This is a genomic window from Sandarakinorhabdus sp., assembly GCF_031430775.1.
In the GTDB taxonomy this organism is placed as follows: Bacteria; Pseudomonadota; Alphaproteobacteria; order Sphingomonadales; family Sphingomonadaceae; genus Sandarakinorhabdus.
This window is the reverse complement of sequence record NZ_JANPCD010000096.1, coordinates 1-19,954: the sequence shown is the minus strand read 5'-3', so window position 1 is coordinate 19,954 and position 19,954 is coordinate 1. Positions and strand designations below refer to the sequence as shown.

The following is a 19,954-nucleotide window of genomic DNA, read 5'->3' as shown; positions in this document are numbered from 1 at the left end:
CATTCAGGGCACCGAGCACGTTGTCCGACACGAAGCCCGATACATCGTGAATCTCGACATGCTCGTTCTCTTCCGTCTTTAGCAGGTGAAGACCGAGCTGCTTGCCGCCGCTGCGCTGTGAGCCTTTTAGGATCATGGCGCGACATCCACATCGAGCGCCTTGATAAGAAGCGCGCGCATCTCTGACACCTCACGCACTGCCGTCAGCAATGCTTCTTCGGTGTCAGGGGTGACAGGCAGGCTTCCTGAGTTCGCAGCCTTAGCAAGTTGATTCACATTGTTCGCCAATCGCGACTGGCCGAGCATCGCGAGGAGCTGAGCCAGGGCGCGGTGATCCTTGACCGGAAACACGCCGCGCCTGTGGGGCGGCGGCGAGCTCGGATCAAACAGCTTCCAACGAATGTAGGCCGACAGCGACATGCCGGCTGCGGCCTTTTCTAGATTGGCCTTCTCTTCGAAGGTCACGCGAAGCGACATGGGATGAAGGGGCGGGCGCTCTGTCATGATGCACCGCCCATCTTCTTATGACGGCGGCGCCGAGGTGGGGCAGAGTTACGAGCCTTGGCTTTGGGCAGATAGTCTGTCCCAGACGGCTTCAAGAGGCGTTCGAGGATGGTGTTCCATTCGTCCAGAGCTTTGAAAAGCTCATCGCTTTGGTTGACTGAAAGCCAGTTCGAGTCCCTATTGCGGTTCGAGGTTACTCCGCTTAGGGGCACCAGATTCCTCCTGCCAATTCTGGTGGCCGTTCCGCGACCGGGACGCATGTCGCGTCATGTCGGGCAAGTCATGCGGAACGGCGCGGGCAGGGCGCCCTGGCCTGCTTACATGCCGTCCAGCCCCTTGCTGACCAGGATGTTGACGGCCACGCGGCGGTTCTGCGCCTTGCCTTCTGCCGTGCTGTTGTCGGCGAGCGGGTCGGCCTTTGCCATGCCCGTCGGGGTCAGCATCCGATAGGGTTTCCAGCCGCATTTCTGCTGCATGTAGTTGACCACCCGACTGGCACGTTTCTCGCTGAGCTGCTGGTTGTAATCTTCGTCGCCGACCGAATCCGTATAACCGATGATGAGCAGAAGGGAGTTCTTCATGCTCTCGGCGGTGGCGGCGGTCGCGCACAGCTCCGCCTTGGCCGGCTCCGACAATATAGTCTTGCCGGTGTCGAACAGTACGTTGGTCGTGCCCTTGATATTATACTGGTCGATGTCGGCCATGCGCCCGCGCAGTGCCTCGGTTGCGGCGTTTTGTTCCGCAAAGGCCTGCGACGTGCCATTGCTGATCATCGTTGCGATCTTCAGGTCGTTGTTCTTGAACGTGATCTGGTCGGCGAGCAGGCTTTCTCCGGCTTGCAAGGTCTTGACGGAGACGGGCAGGCCATTGAGCAAATTCGCAATCGTCAGCGGATTGCGTTTCGCAGACGAGGAATTGCTGCCGGATTTGATGCGGGTCGAATCGATGACCACGATGACTGTCTTGCTGCCGTCGGCGGCGGTGACCTGTATCTTGTCGCCGCTGCGAGCGGTGATGATGCCCTTGATCTCAGGCCCTTTGGGCGCGGGCGCACCAGACATCGTGGCATTCAGTGCCGGTGCTTGCGGCGTCATTTGCGCATTTGCGACAGGAGATGTCGTCAACGTGACCACAGCAGCCAAGGAAAGTGCTGCGAGTCTCGGGGATATGATCTTCATGCGGGAACCCTTTCGGCGATTCGAAACAACGATTGGCGCCCCCAATCCTGTCATAATCGTTTCAATGATGACAGAAGCTGAACGGTCTTGTCACCGCGCGCGTCGCTCGTGTCGTCGTCCACTGCATTTTGCGGGGAGGGATGCCAGGCGCTCGCCTGCAATTGTGATGGCTTGTCGCGGCAGGGGAGGGCTGCCACCAATCATGATGCCAACCACAGGGAGACAGACATGTTCAGCCACATCATGATCGGCGCCAATGATCTCGCCGCATCAAAGACCTTCTACGACGCCACACTGGGCGCCATGGGCATTGCGCCGGGCTTTCAGGATGACAAGGGGCGGGTGTTCTGGATCACGCCCAGCGGCATTTTTGCGATTTCAAGGCCGATCAACGGCGAACCGGCCTGCCACGGCAACGGCAGCACCATCGGTTTTGCAGCATCTTCGGCGGCAGTGGCCGATGCGTGGCATGCTGCCGGTCTCGCCAGTGGCGGCACCGCCTGCGAAGACCCGCCCGGCGTGCGCGAAGGCGGCATGGGCCCGCTGTATCTTGCGTATCTGCGCGATCCCGATGGCAACAAGCTTTGCGCGCTTCACCGTATGGGCTGATCGCCGCCTGACTCCGTGAGCTTATGGCAGGGTGCCATTCCTTGCCATAAGTTTGCTGTTGTTGCGGGCTCCTTTGCCGCGCCGCCTATCGCTTGCGGTCACAATCGGGCAAGGCGCCGGCATGAAGCAATTTGATGCCATAGTGCTGGGGGCCGGCGGGGCCGGGATGTTCTGCGCGGCCACAGCCGGCCAAGCCGGTGCGCGCGTGCTGGTCATCGACCATAATGCCGACCCGGGACGCAAGATCGTCATCTCGGGGGGCGGGCGCTGCAACTTCACCAATGTCGGTGCGGTGCCGGAACGCTATCTGTCGGCCAACCCGCATTTCGCACGGTCGGCACTGAGCCGTTACACGCCGGCGGATTTCATCGCGCTGGTGCGCAAACACGGCATCGCCTTTCACGAAAAGACGCTGGGCCAGTTGTTCTGCGACGGTTCGGCCAAGCAGATCGTGTCATTGCTGATGGACGAATGCGCCGCCGGCAGTGTCGATTTCGCGTTTTCCGCGCCCATCAGCGACGTGACCCATGCCGATGGCCGGTTTCGTGTCACGGCGGGCGGGCACGAATATGAAGCACCGGCTCTGGTCATTGCCACCGGCGGGCCGTCGATTCCCAAACTGGGCGCCACGGACTTTTCCTATGATCTTGGCCGCCAGTTCGGGCTGAAAATCGTCGAGCCGCGCCCGGCGCTGGTGCCAATGACGCTGGCGGGTGATGACCTGCTGTTTCGCGAACTGGCCGGTGTCGCGGCCGAAGTGATTGCGCGGGCCGGCAAGGCGGCGTTTCGCGAGGCGGCGCTGTTCACCCATCGCGGTCTGTCTGGCCCGGCCATCCTGCAGGCATCGAGTTACTGGCGGCACGGCGAGACCATGGCCATCGACTTCCTGCCCGGCCACCGTCCCGGCTGGTTGGCGCAGGTGAAGCGCGACCGCCCGCGCGCCACCATGAAATCGGTTCTGTCGGCGCTGCTGCCCGAACGTCTTGCGGATGCGCTGTCTGGAAAGCTGGCGCTGGCGGGCGATTTGCACGGCGCAAAGGATGCTGCGCTTGCGGCAGTGGAACAACGCCTGCACAATTGGGAATTCCGCCCGAATGGCACCGAAGGCCATGCCAAGGCCGAAGTGACCGTGGGCGGTATTGCCACCGACGGCCTGTCCCAGCAGACGATGATGGCCCGGCGCGTGCCCGGCCTTTATGCCATTGGCGAGGGTGTCGATGTGACGGGCTGGCTGGGCGGCTACAACTTCCAATGGGCCTGGGCGAGCGGCTGGGCAGCAGGGCAGGCGATCGCTGCGGCGCGGTAATGCTTTTAACCGACAGGTTCCAAAACCTCGTGCGGCGCTCTAACCATTGTGGCCGAAGCAGATTGCCGGGGAACGACAAATGGAATTCGACGACGTCATATTGGGGCGCCGCAGCATCCGTGGTTACAAGCCGGACCCGGTGCCCAAGGCACTGATTCGCGAGATTCTGGAACTCGCCATGCGAGCGCCGTCATCGATGAACACGCAGCCATGGAACTTCACGGTGCTGACCGGTGAACCGCTGGACCGCATCCGTGCCGGCAACACCGAACGCAACATGGCCGGCGTGCCGCACAGCCGTGAATTCCGCACCGGCACCGCCTTCGAAGGCGTCCACCGTGAACGCCAGATCGGCGTGGCCAAGCAGCTGTTCAGCGCCATGGGCATCGCACGCGATGACGCGCCGGCGCGCATGGACTGGGTGCTGCGCGGTTTTCGGCAGTTCGATGCGCCGGTGTGCGTGATCATCACCTATGACAAGGTGCTTTCCGGCAGCGACGACACGCCCTTCGATTGCGGCGCCGTGGCGACCGCGCTGGTCAACGCGGCCTGGTCTCGGGGGCTGGGTGCCGTCATCAACAGCCAGGGCATCATGCAGTCTCCCGTGGTGCGCGAACACGCCGGCATTCCTGATGACCAGATCATCATGAAAAGCATCGCGATTGGCTGGCCGGACGAGAGTTTTCCGGCCAATGCCGTCGTGTCGGAACGCAAGGCCGTCGAGGAAGCGGCGCGGTTCGTGGGGTTCTGAAGGGCACTTATTCAACTGTTACCCCGACCACGCGCCAGCTATCGTTCTCCCGTTCGAGCGACACTGTCTCGGTGGCATTGGCCTTGTTGGCATAGTTTGCCCGAAATTTGACGATCCAATAGCCATACGGCGGTGCCGGCGCATATTCGGCGCTGACCAGTTCGCGGCCCTTGAAAGCGCCCAAGGACGCGCGGACCTGGTTGGACACTTCGGCCCATTTTGCGCTCGTGTTCAGCGATTTGAACGACTTGCCTGTCGCATCCCAGCTGGCGTCCCAGTTGTCCTGATCCACCAGAGCCAGCCAAGCCCTCGCGGCCACGACTGTAGTGCTTTCGGCCGAGGCGGCGGGGGGCACGCTTGGTGGAGGCGCGTCCGAGGCCGACAATGCGGCTAGGGCTAGAAAGGCAAGGGCGAGTGACATGGCGATACCTCCGGTTATCCAGCCAGCCAGGCGTGATTTGCCCTGGCTGGCCTGGTGCACCGGATCTGGCGCGTCCCCTGCCTGCGTTGCATCCCCGATAATTGCGTGGACAGGTTTTTCGGGGGCAGGGCCTTCGATTTCGCGCAGCTGACGCGCGGCTTCCCGGCTGCTCGATGTTGCCATCTTGCGCCGTGCGTCGCGCAGCCGTTCGTTGACTGTGTGGACCGATAGCCCAAGGTGCAGCGCCATGCTTTTGGCATCATAGCCTGCCGTCAACAGGCGCAGGGCCTGCCTTTCCTTTTCAGTCAGCCCAAGATGGCCTTGCGTCATGCGTCAGCGGTAGCGTTCCGCCAGATTGCAGACCACCCCGAATTTTTCGTCTCAAGGGTGGGCAGCATCAGGTCGGCCTTATACGCCGCTTGCCTTGAAGTGCTTCAGCATCCTCGACCAGGCATCCGCCGCATCGGCGGCGTTGTAGCTGGGGCGATAGTCGGCGTGAAAGCCGTGGTCCGACTGGGGATACAGGATGATGCTGCTTTTGCTGCCCTTCAGCGCGGCCTGCATCGCTTCGACGCTGGCAACGGGGATGCCCTTGTCGAGCGCGCCGTAAAGGCCCAGCACCGGAGCCTTGAGCGTCCCCGCCACATCGATTGGATACTGCCGGCCATCGGCATTGGTCGCCGGCGGCACCAGCCGGCCATACCAGGCAGCGCCAGCCTTGAGCGCGGGGAAGCGCGCCGCGGCCATCCAGACGACATTGCCGCCCCAGCAATAGCCGGTGATGGCCGTGCGGCCCTTTTTGGCGAAGGCCTGCGCCGCCAGCCAGTCGAGCGTGGCCCCGACATCGCCCATGACCTGTTCCTGCCCGGCCGCCGCCACGATCTTCATGATGGGCGGATAGTCCTTGAGCGTCGGCAGCGTGCGGTCCGGGTCGGCGCGGAAGAAGAATTCCGGCGCAACGGCGACATAGCCGGCGCGGGCCAGCCGGCGGCAGATATCGCGGATATACTCGTGCAGGCCGAAAATCTCGTTCACGACAATGACAGCCGGGTGGCGACCCTTGGCGGCGGGACGCGCGACAAAGCCGGGCAGGCCGCCAGCCATGGTGACGCTTTCGATGATCAGGCCATCAGCCGGCGTGGTGACCGGTGCAGCCTGCGCGCCCACCGCAAATGCGGCATAGCCAGCGGCAATCAACGCGGCGCGGCGCGAAACATCGAGATCGCCGGGCGCGTTGCCTTCGGGACGGGTGAGGCTAAGCATGGACTTGTTCCTGATGGCGTTGGCTTGCAGCCCAGATTAAGCTGCGCCTGTGACTACACAAGCGCGAAATCGCCTCGCAATTGCGTTTGGCCTTGCGGGGGTGGCCGGCCTGCTTTGGGCTGAGCGGCGGCGACCGCTGCGGGGCGATGACAGCGGGCCGGTACGTGTCGCCGTCAATCTGGCGCTGGGCGCCGTCAGTCTTGCCGTGATGGCGCCGCAGCGGCGAATCACGGCGGCGCTTGCGGGGCGGGTTGCGGCGCGCGGGCAGGGCGTGGTGCAGCAACTGGCCGGCCCGGTCTGGCTACGCGACGCGGCGGCATTCGCGCTGCTCGACTGGTCGATGTATCATTGGCATGTGGCAACCCACCGTGTGCCGGCGTTTTGGCGTTTGCACCTGGTCCATCACGCAGACCAGGCGATGGATACCTCCACGGCGCTGCGGTTCCATGCTCTCGACATGGCATTGTCGTTGCCGCTGCGAATGGCGCAAGTGCGGCTGCTTGGGGTATCGCCGCGGGCATTGATGCTGTGGGAAGGCTTTTTCGGCGCATCCGTACTGTTTCACCACAGCAACTGGCGGGTGCCGGCAGATGCAGCGGTGTCGCTGATCCTGACGACTCCGGCCATGCACGATATCCATCACCGCGCCGATGCGGCCGGGCTGGACAGCAATTATTCCTCGGGCTTCAGCCTGTGGGACCGCCTGCATGGCACGTTCCGCAGTGCCGCAGTGACCGCGCCGATTGGCGTGCCCGAACTGGATCACGCGCCGGGATTGGCGGGATCGCTGTTGCTGCCGTTCGCCGCGCCCCTTGCCGGCGGGAACCAATAACATTACATCGTTGTAACATTATTGGGAAACCCTGCCATGCGCTTTTGCCTCGCCGTCGTGCTGCTTGCCTTCGCCTCTCCTGTGTCCGCTCCGGTTTTCGCCGCCGAGCCTGCGCCCGGCAGTGCAGCGGCGGCTGCGCGCGAACACCAGCTCTGGATCGACGAGCATGCGCGCTGGAATGCCGAGCATCTCGCTGCCGCCCGGCGTCTTGAGGCCATTGCTGCTGCGCTGCGTTCCCATGCCACCAGTTTCGATCGTTATGGCGACGTGCTGCGCGCACATGAACGGCGCTTCGCAAAGGAAGGTCATGTGGCGCCTGTCCGTGCCGCCCATGCCCGTCTGCTGGCCTCGCACAAGGCCGCACGCGCCGCGCATGACCGGGTCATGCGCGAAACCGATGATCTCGAACGCACGATGGCGGCGGATTTTGCAAAGGCGGATTTCCTGCCCAAGTAACCGCGCCGGCCCGTTGTATCTGGCGCTGTCCCGCATCGCCGCATAGGGTGCCGCAATGGGGGACATCGCACTTCCGCTCCGGCGGCCGATCCATCGCCAGCTTTATGCTCAGGTGCTTGCCGCGATCATTGCCGGCGGGCTGATCGGGCATTTCGCGCCGGATACCGGCGTGGCGCTGAAACCGCTGGGCGACGCCTTCATCAAGCTGGTCAAGCTGGTGGTGGCGCCGCTGGTGTTCCTCACCATCGTCACCGGCATCGCCCATATGCGCGACATGGCCAGCGTCGGGCGCATCGCCGGCAAGGCATTCACGTATTTCCTTGCCGTATCGACGTTGGCGCTGGTGGTCGGGCTTGTGGTGGCCAACGTCGTGCGGCCCGGCGACGGGCTGAACATCGATCCCGCCGCGCTCGATACCGGCGGCATTGCCGCCTATGTCGACAAGGCGAAGGACAGCGGCATCGTGCCGTTTCTGATGGGCATCATCCCTGATTCGGTGTTTTCGCCGTTTGTCGATGGCAATCTGCTGCAAGTGCTGTTCCTCGCCATCAGCCTAGGCAGCGCGCTGGCGTTGGCAGGCGCGCGCACGGCGCCGCTGCTGGCCGTGCTGGACGCATCGGCGCAGGGCATGTTCCGGTTGACGGCGCTGTTCATGGCCGCCGCGCCCATCGGCGCGTTCGGGGCATTCGCCTTTACCATCGGCAAGTTCGGGCTGGGCAGCATCAGCAATCTTGTAGGCCTGGTTGCCACTTTTTATGCGACATCGCTGCTGTTCGTCATCGTCGTGCTGGGGCTGATTGCGCGGGCTGCGGGGTTCTCGATCCTGACATTGGTGCGCTATCTCAAGGGCGAATTGCTGCTGGTGCTTGGCACCTCAAGCTCCGAAAGCGCGCTGCCCGGCCTGATGGCCAAGATGGAGCGGGCCGGCTGCCCCAAGGGCGTCGTGGGGCTGGTGGTGCCGACGGGATACAGCTTCAACCTCGATGGCACCAACATCTACATGACGCTGGCGGCGCTGTTCATCGCACAGGCAACGAACATCGATTTGTCGATCGGCGACCAATTGCTGCTGCTCGGCGTTGCCATGCTGTCGTCCAAGGGGGCTGCTGGCGTGACCGGGGCAGGGTTCATCACCTTGGCCGCCACCTTGTCGATCGTGCCCGGCGTGCCGGTGGCCGGCATGGCGCTGATCCTGGGCATCGACCGCTTCATGTCGGAATGCCGCGCGCTGACCAATTTCATGGGCAATGCCGTGGCCTGCGTCATCGTTTCCCGCTGGGAAGGCGGCATAGACGAGGCGCGCTTTTCGGCGGTGTTCCGCGACGGGCAGTTCGACGAAACGCTGGCGGCAATGCCATTGGAGCAGGACGCGGACTAGCGGCGTCTATACCTGCCCGGCCAGCCCAAAAGATCCGCAGATTGCATTCTGGCTTTCGGCGATGCGTTCTGACTGACCACTCTACCGTGCTGACAAGATTTATGCTACCAAGTTTGCGGGGATATGCAGGGGGAAAGCATGCGCCGTTTTGCCATACTTTTGTTTTCTGTTGTTGCTCACGGCATTTTTTTTGCAACGTTTCTGTATTTGATCGCTTTTACGGGCGATATTTCGCTCGTGCCACGCACCGTCGACCGGGGGCCTGAGGCCGGCTTGCTGCCCGCTCTTTTGACCAATCTCGCTTTGATCGGCCTGTTTGGCCTGCAACATAGCGCCATGGCGCGTCCGTCCTTCAAGCGGGTCTGGACACGGGTGGTTCCGCCGGCAATGGAACGCAGCGTCTATGTGCTGTTGGCCAGTCTCTCCCTGGTCATGCTGTTCGCGTTCTGGAGCCCGATCCAGGGTTCCGTCTGGGATGCGACCGGAACACCGCTTGCGCCCGTCCTTTGGACGGTATTCGCAACTGGCTGGGGGATTGTCCTGCTCAGCACATTCCTGATCAACCATTTCGAACTTTTCGGCTTGCATCAGGCGTGGCTCAACCTGCGCGAAAAAGTCGCCCGACCGCCAGAACTACGGCAGCCCCTATTTTACCGCTGGGTGGCCCATCCACTATACTCGGGGTTCTTTCTGGCCTTTTGGGCGACGCCGCACATGAGCTTTGGGCATCTCCTGCTCGCACTGGGTATGTCGGCCTATATGTTCATCGCCATTCCCCTTGAGGAGCGCGATCTGACCGCCCTGTTCGGCCCCGCCTACCAGAAATACAGGTCCGGCGTCGGGATGCTGATCCCCAGGTTTCGCCGGCCAGATTGAACGCAGGCGGCTGCGACGTCGTTTTTGCTCGGCTGACTTCCTGCCGGCGTAACGCGTCATTCACAGGGTTCAGGGTGTTTTCGGCAAAAACCCGCGCTGGCAGCCGGACCTGTTGCGTCCTCGAACCCCCCGGCTCGCACCGGACCAGTCCTTCCGGTTCCCTGTGCCAACCGGAAGGGTGCGGATTGGCGGCCGCGTGGCTGTCAGCCGGCAAAATTTCGCGCCGCGAAATCCCAGTTCAGATGGCGTTCGACAATGGCGTTCACATGGTCCGGGCGACGGTTCTGGTAGTCGAGATAATAGGCATGTTCCCAGACATCGACAGTCAGCAGCGGCACCAGCCCTGATGTAAAGGGCACATCTGCATCACCGGTGGCCATGGCTTTCAGCGTGCCGCCGTCACTGACCAGCCAGCCCCAGCCGGTGCCGAACTGTGCAATGCTGGCCTTGGCCAGCGCTGCCTTGCAGGCTTCAAGGCTACCAAAATCGCGCGTGATGGCCTTGGCCAGATCGCCGCCGGGCGCCTCCGTTTGCGGGCTGAGGCTGTTCCAGTAGAAATTGTGGTTCCAGCACTGTGCGGCGTTGTTGAAGATTTTTATCATTCCCGCATCGCCGCTGGTGGCCATGATGATCTCCTCCAGCGACTGGTCGGCCATCGGCGTTCCTGCAACCAGCTTGGTCAATTCCTCGAAATAGCCCTTGTGGTGCTTGCCGTAATGAAACCCGATGGTGTTGGCCGAAATCACCGGCTCCAGCGCGTTTTCGCCGAAAGGGAGCGGCGGCTGGGTGAGGGGGGATTTGCCGCGCGCGGCGGCGGAAGCAATGCTGGTCATGTCGGGCTCCAATCGGATCAATGTCGCCCAGAGACAAACCCGCGGCCCGTCCGGATAGTTCCTTTTCGCGCTGTGCGGCCTCTCAGGCCAGAAACATCCCAGCCGCCGCAGCCGCCATCAACGCTGCCGCGCCCCAGCCCAGCCAGGCTTGTCCGCCGCGCACTGCAAAGCGGCCCATCACGGCCCGGCGGCTTGCCAGCACCATGATCGCAACCATCACCGGCACCGCCACAAGGCCGTTGACCACCGCTGTCCAGAACAGCGCCTGCATGGCATCGATGCCGAACAGATCGAGCGCCAAAGCCGATGCAACCGCCACGAAGATGATGCCGTAAAAACCACGGGCTTCGGCAGGCTTGAATTCCAGTCCGGCCCGCCAGCCCATCACCTCGGCCAGTGCATAGGCGGCCGACCCCGCCAGAACCGGCACCGCCAGCATGCCGGTACCGATGATCCCGACCGCAAAAAGCATGAAGGCAAAATCCCCGGCAATCGGCCGCAAGGCGGCGGCAGCGTCTGCGGCCGTTGCAATGGTATTTGTACCCGCTCCATGCAGCGTCGCAGCCGTCGCCGAGATGATGCACACGGAAATCACCATGGTGACCAGAAATCCGCCGGCGCTGTCCATCACCAGCCGGTGCAACTCGCGGCCTGCGCCGGCCGGACTCTTATTGAGCGGCCGGGCATGTTCAAGCTGCATCTCCTCCAGTTCCTGCGCGCTCTGCCAGAAGAACAGATAAGGGCTGATGGTGGTGCCCAGTATCGCGACCACGGTGGTGGCACTGCCGGACGGCAGCGAGGGCACCAGCCCGGCCAGCATGGACCGCCAGGGCACACCCACCATCAGAATGACCGCCACATAGGCAAACAGCGACAGTGTCAGCCATTTCAAGATGCCGACATACCGGTGATAGGGCACGAAGATCTGCAAGCCGAGCGACAGCAGCGCAAAGCCCACCATCAACGGCAGGCGCGGCAGCCCCGTCACCAGCCGGGCAGCTTCGGCCATGGCGGCGATATCCGATGCGATGTTGAAGATGTTGGCGCCCAGCAACATCAACACCACCGTCCACACCGCACTGCGCGGCAGATTCGCGGTAAGGTTCGCAGCAAGGCCGCGGCCAGTCACCCGCGCGATTTCGGCACAAGTGAACTGGAACGCCGTCAGGAAGGGCCAGGCCAGCACGACCGGCCACAACAGGGCATAGCCATAGCTGGCGCCCGCCTGGGAATAGGTGGCGATCCCTGATGGGTCATCATCGGCTGCCCCCGTCACCAGCCCCGGCCCAAGTGCCGAATGATAGACGGGCTTGCGCAGGCGTTGGCGCATCGGGGCGCGCACAGGCTTTAAGGCCGGAACCTGATCAATCCTTCTTGCATGACCGTGGCCACCGGCGCGCCAGCCAATGTGTGCACGATGGCCCGGTTCATGCCGCGCCCGCCGGCGGCCATGGGCGAATCCTGGTCGAACAGATGCCATTGGTTCATGTCGGGCGTCGCGTTGAACCAGATGGCATGGTCGAGGCTGGCGGACTGCAAGCGCGGGTCGTTCCAACTGATGGCATGCGGGCCAAGGCATGTATCCAGCAATGTCATGTCGCTGGCATAGGCGAACAGCGCGCGCGACAGCACTGGGTCGGTTGGCACATCGGCAGCAAGGCGCACCCAGTTGCGTTGGCGCGGCGGCATCACGGCGGGGTTGAAGAAGTCATTGTCATCCACCGCGCGGACATCCAGCGGTCGGTCGCGGGTCAGCCAGATGGTGCGCCAGGGCTCGGGCGCCTGGGGCGCGTTGCGCTGCGCCCATTGTGCGTCGCTTTCGAGCGTATCGGGGTGTGGCACATCCACCGCCGCAGCAAAGGCGTGCTCAAGCCCGGCTTCCTCGGCCTGGAAGCTGGCGGCCATGTTGAAGATCGGCCGGCCCTTCTGGATGGCGATGACACGGCGGGTGGTGAAGCTTTGTCCGTCGCGGTCGCGCTCCACCTTGTACAAGATCGGCTGAGCCGGGTCGCCGGGGCGGATGAAATAGCTGTGCAGCGAATGGCACAGCCGCCCGTCCGGCACCGTCCGGCTGGCGGCCATCAACGCCTGCGCGACAACTTGGCCACCATAAACCCGAATCCAGCCCTCGCCGGTGGAATGGCCGCGAAAAAGGTCGGTCTCGATGGTTTCAAGATCGAGCAGCGTGAGCAACCGAGCGACAGCGCCCGCGCGGTCGGAGGATGAATGAGGTGCGTTGGACATGGCGACAATTGCTAATCTGCATGGGCGCTTCTGTCACGCGGGCGATAAATTGTCGGCAGGCAATGCGCACGGTGCTTGACAGGGGGGCGGAGGCCCCGTATCCGCCCGGCTCCGCAGCAAAATACGCGGGTGTAGCTCAGTTGGTTAGAGCGCCGGCCTGTCACGCCGGAGGTCGCGGGTTCAAGTCCCGTCACTCGCGCCACTCCCCCTGGAGTGACGCAGGATTGCACGGCGGATCATTTCATTGTTGCAAGCCGCAGTCATGCTTTGGCGCGAATGTGATCCCATTGGCCCAGTTCATGGGCAATCGATGCTTCGACAAGGGTTTCCCACAGATCCGTGGCCAATCCGTCCGGCAGGCCGGCTGCCTGTGCAGCCGCAGCCGCATTGGCGATGACCTGCGCCTTGCGGGCCTCGTCGCGCACGGCATCGCGGCTGTCCTTGATGCGGGCGGCGGCGTCCATATAGCCAAAACGCAGCGCCAGCAGCGCCACCAGCTCGCGATCGAGCGAATCCACCCCGGCGCGCACTTCGGCCATGGTGCGGCACTGTGCAGACGGTTTCACGGTCATCGCCCGGCCCTCCAGCGCCCTGTGTTCATCCAGACCAGCAACGGGCGCAGCGGCGCCAGCCAGGCAACACCCAGCACAAGATAGGCCGCAACCATCAGCGGCGTGGGCAGGGCCGTCAGCCAGCCGGACGCCAGACCCACGATCATGGCATAGACCGCGATATAGAGCAGCATGAGCAACATGCCGACGGGTTTGCGCCAACTGGGTTCAGGCGGTGTGCGATGGGGAGGAAGCGTCATGGGCAGCGCACTAGCGAACCTTTGCGCAATCGAACAGCCGTGTCGGTGTCGCGACCCAGTCAAGCGGCATATCCCATGGCTCGGCTGGCAACACATCGGCAATCTGCACATCGAACGCCAGCCCGATGGCAATGACCTGCGAATGGCGGCGCAGATCTGCCAGCGCCCGGTCATAATAGCCGCCGCCCTGGCCAAGCCGAACACCGGTCGGTGTCACGGCGAGCAGAGGCACCAGCAGCAGGTCGGGCATTACCTTCGGCACAGATCGGGCGGGTTCGGCAATACCCTTGAAGCCTGGCAAGAGGTCGCCCGGGGCGGCGAGGTGAAAGCTGAGGGTTGGTCCCGAAACCCTCGGAAAGGCAAGCGACCCCGCCAGCGCCTTGATGCCCGATGGATCGATCTCGTCCCCGGCAGCGGCATAGCTGGCAATGATCCGTGCATTTGCGAGGGTGGAGGCAACAACACCGACCAGAGCGTGCTCCAGCGCGTCGCGCGCGCCCGGCGCGAGGGACGCGACATAGTCATGGCGACCCTTGCGGAACTCGCGGCGGAGCGCACGCTTGTCTGACATCGTAAAGGGTGGCTCCAGACGCGTGGTCGGCGGGACCACCATGGGTCGTTTGCACGAAGATCCTCTGACGCCAAGTACGTCAGGTGGGAACCAGTTAGGCAAACCAGGATCTGCCCAGTGCCAGCTCCCTTAGGATGTGAATCGCCTCAGGGATGCTCGCTTGCTCGTGCCGGGCAGTGCCCGCCTGCATTTGATATAGGGTGCCCGGACCCTCCGCTCAAGTGCGGCGATAATTATGTGATCCGAGGAGTTTTCAGCTGTCCAGGCGTGTTGCCAGAGCCTCGGCTCTCGCAAGAAGTGCGCCAAGCCTGGCGGACACCGTGGGATCCTGGGCAGCGTTCCTGCCGTTGCCGGGAACATGAATGTCGGACACAGCGCCGGGCTCGCCTGATTTTGTGTCATGCAGTTGGTCGGCAACCAAAAGCGCCGTCATCAGCAAAAGCCGCGCCTCGCTCATCGGGCCAAGCTGGCGCGTGAGATCGTCCGCGCGCCGGTCAAGGCCGTCGGCCAGTCCGCTCAGATGCGCCTCATCGCCATCGCGGCAACCGAGTGCATAGGCGCGTCCGGCAATGTTAACGGTGACTTGTCCCATGGCGCGCTATGGGGCCTCGCTGTCTATGTGGCTGAGCAAGCGGTCCAGATCTGCCAGAGCTTCGGTCGCCGCCTTTTCGATGCCGCGCAAACGCGATGCTTCCGCCTCCCGTTCAGCGACACGGACTTCCAGCCGTGCGAGCACGCTTTCCAGTCGGTCGATTACGGTCGTTTCTGAAAAGACGATTTCTGGAGCTGCCATCATATGCTTTGCAATCAGGGATTTGCAGGAAACGTATAAGACGGCGCTTTAGGCTAGGTCAACAATGGATGCAAATTCTCTGCTGGCGCTGGCAACTGGCTCGCGGTTGACGACCTCGCGGCGGTCTGGCCAATGAGATGGCGCGAATCGGTGACCGGCCGCTGCGCCAAGAAATTTATCATTTGATTCAGGCTTTTTTAACGATGAGCGATATGCGACCAATGGCAAATGCCATCCGCGCACTGGCGATGGATGCCGTTGAAAGGGCCAATTCGGGCCATCCCGGCATGCCGATGGGCATGGCTGATGTCGCGACTGTATTGTTCGCGAATCACCTCAAATTCGACGCTTCGGCGCCGCATTGGCCCGACCGGGACCGATTCGTGCTTTCGGCGGGGCATGGCTCGATGCTGATTTATGCGTTGTTGCACCTGACCGGTTACCAGCGCCCGACGATGACGGACATCCGCAATTTCCGGCAACTGCACAGCCCCTGCGCCGGGCATCCGGAAAATTTCGAGCTTCCGGGTATCGAATGCACGACGGGGCCTTTGGGGCAGGGGCTGGCGATGGCCGTCGGCATGGCAATGGCCGAGCGGCACCTGAACGCGGTCTATGGCGACGATCTCGTCGACCATATGACCTGGGTGATTGCCGGCGATGGCTGCCTGATGGAGGGGATCAGCCAGGAAGCCATCGGCCTTGCGGGACATCTGAAGCTTGGACGGCTCAAGGTGCTGTGGGACGACAATCGCATTTCCATCGACGGGCCGACGTCGCTTTCCACGTCCGAGGACATGGCGGCGCGATTCGCTGCAGCGGGCTGGCATGTGATTACCTGTGATGGTCATGACCATGGCAGCATCGATGCGGCGTTGACGGCCGCGCGCGCCGATCCGCGCCCCAGCCTGATTGCCTGCCGTACGACAATCGGTTTCGGCGCACCGAAAAAGGCCGGCACCAGCGGCTCACACGGTTCGCCGCTTGGGGCACCGGAAATTTCCGGTGCGCGCGAGGCCCTGAACTGGACCGCGCAGCCCTTTGAAATACCAGACGATATCCTTGGCGCCTGGCGCGAGATCGGTATGCGCGGCGGCGCGGCGCGGGCCGCCTTCGAGGCGCGCCTTGCAGCAGATTCAAACATGGCCGAGTTCAATGCCCGCATGGCTGGCGACATGCCCGCCGCTGCTATGGCGGCGCTTGATGGCCATATTGCCGGGCTCATTGCCTCGCCGCAGAAGATAGCGACTCGCAAGGCATCGGAGATTGCGCTGGCGGCGATCAACCCGGCCCTGCCGGCAATGCTGGGCGGCTCGGCGGACCTGACTGGCTCAAACAACACGAAAACGCCTGATCTGGGCGTTTTCGCGGCCGACGATTACAGCGGCCGTTATGTCTATTACGGCATTCGCGAGTTCGGCATGGCTGCGGCGATGAACGGCATCGCGCTGCATGGCGGCTGCATCCCTTATGGCGGCACGTTCCTGGTATTCAGCGATTACATGCGCGGCGCTGTCCGTCTGTCTGCGTTGCAACAGCAGCGGGTGATCTATGTGCTCACCCATGATTCCATTGGCTTGGGCGAAGATGGCCCAACTCACCAGCCCGTCGAGCATTTGCTGTCCTTGCGCGCCATACCGAACCTTGCCGTCTATCGTCCGTGTGACGCAGTCGAAACTGCCGAGGCCTGGGCGTGTGCGCTGGCCGATGGGTCGCGCCCGTCGGTGCTGGCGCTGTCACGGCAGAATTTGCCGCAACTGCGCCTGGCCGCGTCCGAGAACATGGTCATGCGCGGCGGCTATCGTTTGTCCGCAGCCAGCGCCCCGCGCCGGGTCGTGCTGGTCGCGACTGGCTCGGAAGTGGAAATTGCCTGCGACACTGCTGCCATTTTGGAGGCGGATGGTATTGGCTGCGATGTCGTTTCAATGCCCTGCTGGGAGCGTTTCGACGCGCAGCCAGCCCAGTGGCGCAGCGACGTGCTGCCCGCCGACGCGCTGATCGTTTCCATCGAAGCGGGGGTGACTCTGGGGTGGGAGCGTTATACGGGAAGCACCGGACTGCGCTTTGGCGTGGACAGTTTCGGGGCATCGGCACCGATCGAGGCGCTTTATGCGCATTTTGGTCTAACCGCCCCGGCTGTTGCCGACAAGGTGCGGGCGAAGCTGACGGCGTGATCGCCCGACGCAAGCAGCGAACGCAAATTCAGGACAGGGATTGAAGCGATCATGGCCGTCAAGGTTGCCATCAACGGTTTCGGGCGCATCGGGCGCAATGTGCTGCGTGCGATTGCCGAATCCGGCCGCACCGACATCGAAGTCGTCGCCATCAACGATCTGGGCGATGCCCAGGCCAACGCCCGGCTGTTGCGGCGCGATTCGGTCCACGGCGCCTATCACGGCACCGTTGAAGTCGACGGCAATGACATCATCGTCGACGGCAAGCGCATTCGCGTCACCGCAGAGCGTGATCCGGCGAAGCTGCCGCACGCCGAACTGGGTGTCGATATCGCGCTGGAATGCACGGGTTTCTTCACCGAAGCTGCCAAGGCCGGCGCCCATCTGACCGCCGGCGCCAAGCGGGTGCTGATTTCGGCGCCGGGCAAGGGCGTCGATCTGACCGTCGTTTACGGCGTCAACCACGACAAGCTGACGGCCGAGCATCGCATCGTTTCCAACGCCAGTTGCACAACCAATTGCCTGGCGCCTGTTGCCATGATCCTCGACCGTGAATTCGGGTTGGTGAAGGGACTGATGACGACGGTCCATGCCTATACCAACGACCAGAAGATCCTTGACCAGATCCATGATGATCCGCGCCGTGCACGCGCTGCGGGCCTGTCGATGATCCCGACCACGACCGGCGCTGCCCGCGCTGTGGCAGAAGTCTTGCCGCAGCTGAAGGGCAAGCTCGACGGTTCGGCCATCCGCGTGCCGACACCCAATGTCTCGGTTGTGGATCTGACGTTTGAATCCGCCCGCATGGTCACGCGCGAGGAAGTCAATGCCGCGCTCAAGGCGGCAGCGCATGGCGAGCTCAAGGGCGTGCTGGATTTTACCGACGAACCGCTGGTGTCGATCGATTTCAACCACAGCCCGGCCAGCTCGACCGTCGACAGCCTTGAAACAGCGGTAATCGGCGGAAACATGGTCCGCGTGCTCAGCTGGTATGACAATGAATGGGGCTTTTCCAATCGGATGGCAGATACGGCTGTTGCGATGGGAAAACTGATCTGACAATTGCCACAATCGGAACTCGCCATGCATTTTCGCAGCATCGATGATATTGCCGACGGCGGATCGCTGATTGGCAAGACCGTGCTGGTGCGGGCCGACCTCAATGTCCCGATGCAAGGCGGCGTGGTGAGCGATGCAGCCCGGTTGATGGCGGCGGTGCCGACGTTGACCGCGTTGGTGTCGCGCGGAGCGCGCGCCGCCGTGCTGTCACATTTCGGACGGCCCGATGGGCGCGATACGGCGAATAGCCTTGCACCTGTCGCAAAGGCGCTGGCCGCTGTCTTGGGCCGGCCCGTGACATTCATCGATGACTGTGTCGGCGACGCGGCGCAGGCGCAATTGGCGGCGTTGCCGCCCGGCAGCATCGCGGTCCTCGAAAACACGCGGTTCCATGCCGGCGAAAAAACCAACGATCCGGCACTGGCCGCGGCCATGGCCCGGCTTGGTGATATCTATGTGAATGATGCCTTTTCGGCAGCGCACCGCGCCCATGCATCCACCGAAGGCTTGGCGCATCTGCTGCCAGCCTATGCCGGGCGCTCGATGGAAACCGAACTCGCGGCGCTGACAAGGGCGCTGGGCCATCCCGAGCATCCGGTGGCGGCCGTCATTGGCGGCGCCAAAGTGTCCTCCAAACTGGCGGTGCTGCTGCATCTCGTGGAACGTGTCGATCACCTGATGATCGGCGGCGGCATGGCCAACACCTTTTTGGCGGCGCGCGGCATCAATGTCGGCAAGTCGTTGTGCGAGCATGATCTCGGCGACACCGTGCGCGACATCCTGGCGCGTGCGCAGGCAGCGGGCTGCACTGTGCATCTGCCCTATGACGTTGTCGTGGCGCGGGAATTTCGCAGCCATGCGCCGCATCGTACGGCCAATATCCACGACATTGCCGATGACGAGATGATCCTCGACCTTGGCGAATCCGCTGTCGAGGCGCTGGGTGATGCGCTCAAGACCTGCCGTACCCTGGTTTGGAACGGACCGATGGGCGCGTTCGAAACGCCGCCCTTTGATCAGGCCACAGTGGCGCTGGCGCGGATTGCCGGCGCGCTGACCGCCAGTGGTTCGCTGCTTTCGGTTGCCGGCGGCGGTGATACGGTGGCGGCACTGGCCCATGCCGGCGTGGCCGACCAGTTCAGCTATGTCTCCACCGCCGGGGGCGCGTTCCTGGAATGGATGGAGGGGCGTGCCCTGCCCGGCGTGGCCGCCCTGATGTGCGAGGAAGACTGACATGGCGCTGGACATCGCCCGGCTTTGGGAAAAGCTTTACCCGGCTGCGTGGAAACTGGCGCGATCGGCCGACCCGATCCATGACCGCATCGGCGAGGCATTTCGCGGTTTTCGCGACCTGAAGGGCGAGGAATTCGGCCCCGAAGAACGCATCATCTACAACGAGATCACCCAGCGCATGACCAAGGCCGGCGCCATCGTCGAAAATGGCGCCATCATCAAGGGCGCGGTTGCCAACACGCTGTCGGGCATGAGCGAAAACGAAGCGTGTGAAATCGCCGAAAGCATATTCGAGCTGTTCGTCCAGGTGGCCGAACTGCATTTCAAACAGCGTTGAAGCAGGAACCGCAACATGAGCATCACGCCGACCGTCAGGGCCATTCTTGCAGGCTATGAGAGCGATAATCCCGGCACCAAGGCCAATCTTGCCCGGATCCTGATGCAAGGCCGGCTCGGCGGCACCGGCAAGCTGGTCATCCTGCCGGTCGATCAGGGCTTTGAACATGGCCCGGCGCGCAGCTTTGCGCCCAATCCCGATGCCTATGACCCGCATTACCACTTCCAGCTGGCGATCGATGCCGGGCTTTCGGCCTATGCCGCGCCGCTGGGCATGATCGAAGCCGGTGCCGACACGTTTGCCGGCCAGATCCCGACCATCCTCA

The 19,954-nt window shown here is 63.1% G+C and carries 23 protein-coding genes, 1 tRNA gene and 1 pseudogene; 13 read left to right on the top strand and 12 right to left on the bottom strand.

The window, feature by feature from the left end; translation table 11 throughout:
* Positions 1–132 precede the first annotated feature (132 nt).
* Positions 133–477, bottom strand: coding sequence for a plasmid mobilization relaxosome protein MobC (mobC, locus tag RMQ73_RS05760; RefSeq protein ID WP_310497123.1), 345 nt, complete (start codon positions 475–477; stop codon positions 133–135).
* Between the two features lie 344 nt (positions 478–821).
* Positions 822–1,682, bottom strand: a complete 861-nt coding sequence (locus tag RMQ73_RS05755; protein WP_310497122.1) for an OmpA family protein — start codon at positions 1,680–1,682, stop codon at positions 822–824.
* Between the two features lie 228 nt (positions 1,683–1,910).
* Here RMQ73_RS05755 and RMQ73_RS05750 point away from each other — a divergent pair, with 228 nt between their 5' ends.
* The 3 genes from RMQ73_RS05750 to RMQ73_RS05740 all read left to right on the top strand — a co-directional run bounded on the left by RMQ73_RS05750 (position 1,911) and on the right by RMQ73_RS05740 (position 4,348).
* The gene (locus tag RMQ73_RS05750) at positions 1,911–2,291 is read left to right on the top strand and encodes a VOC family protein (protein ID WP_310497121.1); all 381 of its coding nucleotides are present in this window, start codon (positions 1,911–1,913) and stop codon (positions 2,289–2,291) included.
* Between the two features lie 121 nt (positions 2,292–2,412).
* Entirely contained in the window at positions 2,413–3,597 is a 1,185-nt protein-coding gene (locus tag RMQ73_RS05745; protein ID WP_310497120.1) for an NAD(P)/FAD-dependent oxidoreductase, read from the top strand.
* A 79-nt stretch (positions 3,598–3,676) separates the two neighbouring features.
* Entirely contained in the window at positions 3,677–4,348 is a 672-nt protein-coding gene (locus RMQ73_RS05740) for a nitroreductase (RefSeq protein WP_310497119.1), read from the top strand.
* 7 nt (positions 4,349–4,355) lie between these two features.
* On the opposite strand, the gene RMQ73_RS05735 is transcribed toward RMQ73_RS05740, so the two are convergent.
* Together RMQ73_RS05735 and RMQ73_RS05730 are read right to left on the bottom strand one after the other, a co-directional pair.
* A complete protein-coding gene (locus RMQ73_RS05735; protein ID WP_310497118.1) occupies positions 4,356–5,099 on the bottom strand; it encodes a DUF4019 domain-containing protein in 744 nt (247 codons plus the stop codon).
* A gap of 78 nt (positions 5,100–5,177) precedes the next feature.
* Positions 5,178–6,032, bottom strand: coding sequence for a dienelactone hydrolase family protein (locus RMQ73_RS05730; RefSeq protein ID WP_310497117.1), 855 nt, complete (start codon positions 6,030–6,032; stop codon positions 5,178–5,180).
* Positions 6,033–6,132: 100 nt separating this feature from the next.
* Here RMQ73_RS05730 and RMQ73_RS05725 point away from each other — a divergent pair, with 100 nt between their 5' ends.
* From RMQ73_RS05725 to mddA, 4 genes are all read left to right on the top strand, one after another.
* Entirely contained in the window at positions 6,133–6,864 is a 732-nt protein-coding gene (locus RMQ73_RS05725; protein ID WP_310497116.1) for a sterol desaturase family protein, read from the top strand.
* 81 nt (positions 6,865–6,945) lie between these two features.
* Positions 6,946–7,320, top strand: coding sequence for a hypothetical protein (locus RMQ73_RS05720; protein WP_310497115.1), 375 nt, complete (start codon positions 6,946–6,948; stop codon positions 7,318–7,320).
* A 55-nt stretch (positions 7,321–7,375) separates the two neighbouring features.
* The gene (locus RMQ73_RS05715; RefSeq protein ID WP_310497114.1) at positions 7,376–8,698 is read left to right on the top strand and encodes a dicarboxylate/amino acid:cation symporter; all 1,323 of its coding nucleotides are present in this window, start codon (positions 7,376–7,378) and stop codon (positions 8,696–8,698) included.
* Between the two features lie 138 nt (positions 8,699–8,836).
* Positions 8,837–9,574: a methanethiol S-methyltransferase gene (mddA, locus tag RMQ73_RS05710; RefSeq protein WP_310497113.1), complete on the top strand. Its 738-nt coding sequence runs from the start codon at positions 8,837–8,839 to the stop codon at positions 9,572–9,574.
* 203 nt (positions 9,575–9,777) lie between these two features.
* On the opposite strand, the gene RMQ73_RS05705 is transcribed toward mddA, so the two are convergent.
* The 3 genes from RMQ73_RS05705 to RMQ73_RS05695 all read right to left on the bottom strand — a co-directional run bounded on the left by RMQ73_RS05705 (position 9,778) and on the right by RMQ73_RS05695 (position 12,651).
* The gene (locus RMQ73_RS05705) at positions 9,778–10,407 is read right to left on the bottom strand and encodes a superoxide dismutase (RefSeq protein WP_310497112.1); all 630 of its coding nucleotides are present in this window, start codon (positions 10,405–10,407) and stop codon (positions 9,778–9,780) included.
* An 82-nt stretch (positions 10,408–10,489) separates the two neighbouring features.
* Positions 10,490–11,737: a divalent metal cation transporter gene (locus RMQ73_RS05700; RefSeq protein ID WP_310497111.1), complete on the bottom strand. Its 1,248-nt coding sequence runs from the start codon at positions 11,735–11,737 to the stop codon at positions 10,490–10,492.
* A 17-nt stretch (positions 11,738–11,754) separates the two neighbouring features.
* The gene (locus RMQ73_RS05695; protein WP_310497110.1) at positions 11,755–12,651 is read right to left on the bottom strand and encodes an acyl-CoA thioesterase II; all 897 of its coding nucleotides are present in this window, start codon (positions 12,649–12,651) and stop codon (positions 11,755–11,757) included.
* 125 nt (positions 12,652–12,776) lie between these two features.
* Here RMQ73_RS05695 and RMQ73_RS05690 point away from each other — a divergent pair.
* Positions 12,777–12,853, top strand: a tRNA-Asp gene (locus RMQ73_RS05690).
* A 58-nt stretch (positions 12,854–12,911) separates the two neighbouring features.
* Here RMQ73_RS05690 and RMQ73_RS05685 read toward each other — a convergent pair.
* The 5 genes from RMQ73_RS05685 to RMQ73_RS05665 all read right to left on the bottom strand — a co-directional run bounded on the left by RMQ73_RS05685 (position 12,912) and on the right by RMQ73_RS05665 (position 14,829).
* Positions 12,912–13,223: a chorismate mutase gene (locus tag RMQ73_RS05685; RefSeq protein ID WP_310497108.1), complete on the bottom strand. Its 312-nt coding sequence runs from the start codon at positions 13,221–13,223 to the stop codon at positions 12,912–12,914.
* The gene (locus RMQ73_RS05680; protein WP_310497107.1) at positions 13,220–13,462 is read right to left on the bottom strand and encodes a DUF2842 domain-containing protein; all 243 of its coding nucleotides are present in this window, start codon (positions 13,460–13,462) and stop codon (positions 13,220–13,222) included. The genes RMQ73_RS05685 and RMQ73_RS05680 overlap by 4 nt, the downstream gene beginning before the upstream one ends.
* 10 nt (positions 13,463–13,472) lie before the next feature.
* A complete protein-coding gene (locus RMQ73_RS05675; protein ID WP_310497105.1) occupies positions 13,473–14,033 on the bottom strand; it encodes a 5-formyltetrahydrofolate cyclo-ligase in 561 nt (186 codons plus the stop codon).
* Between the two features lie 253 nt (positions 14,034–14,286).
* Complete coding sequence (locus tag RMQ73_RS05670) at positions 14,287–14,625, bottom strand: cell division protein ZapA (RefSeq protein WP_310497103.1); 339 nt, start codon at positions 14,623–14,625, stop codon at positions 14,287–14,289.
* A 6-nt stretch (positions 14,626–14,631) separates the two neighbouring features.
* Positions 14,632–14,829 carry a hypothetical protein gene (locus tag RMQ73_RS05665; RefSeq protein WP_310497102.1) on the bottom strand — a complete coding sequence of 66 codons (198 nt, stop codon included), beginning with the start codon at positions 14,827–14,829 and terminating at the stop codon, positions 14,632–14,634.
* A 200-nt stretch (positions 14,830–15,029) separates the two neighbouring features.
* On the opposite strand from RMQ73_RS05665, the gene tkt reads away from it, so the two are divergent.
* The 5 genes and pseudogenes from tkt to RMQ73_RS05640 all read left to right on the top strand — a co-directional run.
* A complete protein-coding gene (tkt, locus tag RMQ73_RS05660; RefSeq protein ID WP_310497101.1) occupies positions 15,030–17,000 on the top strand; it encodes a transketolase in 1,971 nt (656 codons plus the stop codon).
* Positions 17,001–17,051: 51 nt separating this feature from the next.
* Positions 17,052–18,059 carry a type I glyceraldehyde-3-phosphate dehydrogenase gene (gene gap / locus RMQ73_RS05655; RefSeq protein WP_310497100.1) on the top strand — a complete coding sequence of 336 codons (1,008 nt, stop codon included), beginning with the start codon at positions 17,052–17,054 and terminating at the stop codon, positions 18,057–18,059.
* A 24-nt stretch (positions 18,060–18,083) separates the two neighbouring features.
* Positions 18,084–19,292 carry a phosphoglycerate kinase gene (locus tag RMQ73_RS05650; protein WP_310497099.1) on the top strand — a complete coding sequence of 403 codons (1,209 nt, stop codon included), beginning with the start codon at positions 18,084–18,086 and terminating at the stop codon, positions 19,290–19,292.
* A 1-nt stretch (position 19,293) separates the two neighbouring features.
* Positions 19,294–19,629 (top strand): hypothetical protein, encoded by a 336-nt coding sequence (locus RMQ73_RS05645; protein WP_310497098.1) that lies wholly within the window; start codon positions 19,294–19,296, stop codon positions 19,627–19,629.
* A gap of 15 nt (positions 19,630–19,644) precedes the next feature.
* Positions 19,645–19,954 (top strand): annotated as a pseudogene (locus RMQ73_RS05640) (fructose-bisphosphate aldolase); the annotation flags it as partial.

Coding starts and splice junctions, on each gene's coding strand:
- RMQ73_RS05740 (WP_310497119.1), top strand. CDS start 3,677: ATGGAATTCGACGACGTCATATTGGGGCGCCGCAGCATCCGTGGTTAC.
- gap (WP_310497100.1), top strand. CDS start 17,052: ATGGCCGTCAAGGTTGCCATCAACGGTTTCGGGCGCATCGGGCGCAAT.
- RMQ73_RS05645 (WP_310497098.1), top strand. CDS start 19,294: ATGGCGCTGGACATCGCCCGGCTTTGGGAAAAGCTTTACCCGGCTGCG.
- RMQ73_RS05735 (WP_310497118.1), bottom strand. CDS start 5,099: ATGACGCAAGGCCATCTTGGGCTGACTGAAAAGGAAAGGCAGGCCCTG.
- mddA (WP_310497113.1), top strand. CDS start 8,837: ATGCGCCGTTTTGCCATACTTTTGTTTTCTGTTGTTGCTCACGGCATT.
- RMQ73_RS05685 (WP_310497108.1), bottom strand. CDS start 13,223: ATGACCGTGAAACCGTCTGCACAGTGCCGCACCATGGCCGAAGTGCGC.
- tkt (WP_310497101.1), top strand. CDS start 15,030: ATGAGCGATATGCGACCAATGGCAAATGCCATCCGCGCACTGGCGATG.
- RMQ73_RS05755 (WP_310497122.1), bottom strand. CDS start 1,682: ATGAAGATCATATCCCCGAGACTCGCAGCACTTTCCTTGGCTGCTGTG.
- RMQ73_RS05675 (WP_310497105.1), bottom strand. CDS start 14,033: ATGTCAGACAAGCGTGCGCTCCGCCGCGAGTTCCGCAAGGGTCGCCAT.
- RMQ73_RS05715 (WP_310497114.1), top strand. CDS start 7,376: ATGGGGGACATCGCACTTCCGCTCCGGCGGCCGATCCATCGCCAGCTT.
- mobC (WP_310497123.1), bottom strand. CDS start 477: ATGTCGCTTCGCGTGACCTTCGAAGAGAAGGCCAATCTAGAAAAGGCC.
- RMQ73_RS05700 (WP_310497111.1), bottom strand. CDS start 11,737: ATGCGCCAACGCCTGCGCAAGCCCGTCTATCATTCGGCACTTGGGCCG.
- RMQ73_RS05665 (WP_310497102.1), bottom strand. CDS start 14,829: ATGATGGCAGCTCCAGAAATCGTCTTTTCAGAAACGACCGTAATCGAC.
- RMQ73_RS05705 (WP_310497112.1), bottom strand. CDS start 10,407: ATGACCAGCATTGCTTCCGCCGCCGCGCGCGGCAAATCCCCCCTCACC.
- RMQ73_RS05670 (WP_310497103.1), bottom strand. CDS start 14,625: ATGGGACAAGTCACCGTTAACATTGCCGGACGCGCCTATGCACTCGGT.
- RMQ73_RS05650 (WP_310497099.1), top strand. CDS start 18,084: ATGCATTTTCGCAGCATCGATGATATTGCCGACGGCGGATCGCTGATT.
- RMQ73_RS05730 (WP_310497117.1), bottom strand. CDS start 6,032: ATGCTTAGCCTCACCCGTCCCGAAGGCAACGCGCCCGGCGATCTCGAT.
- RMQ73_RS05695 (WP_310497110.1), bottom strand. CDS start 12,651: ATGTCCAACGCACCTCATTCATCCTCCGACCGCGCGGGCGCTGTCGCT.
- RMQ73_RS05750 (WP_310497121.1), top strand. CDS start 1,911: ATGTTCAGCCACATCATGATCGGCGCCAATGATCTCGCCGCATCAAAG.
- RMQ73_RS05745 (WP_310497120.1), top strand. CDS start 2,413: ATGAAGCAATTTGATGCCATAGTGCTGGGGGCCGGCGGGGCCGGGATG.
- RMQ73_RS05680 (WP_310497107.1), bottom strand. CDS start 13,462: ATGACGCTTCCTCCCCATCGCACACCGCCTGAACCCAGTTGGCGCAAA.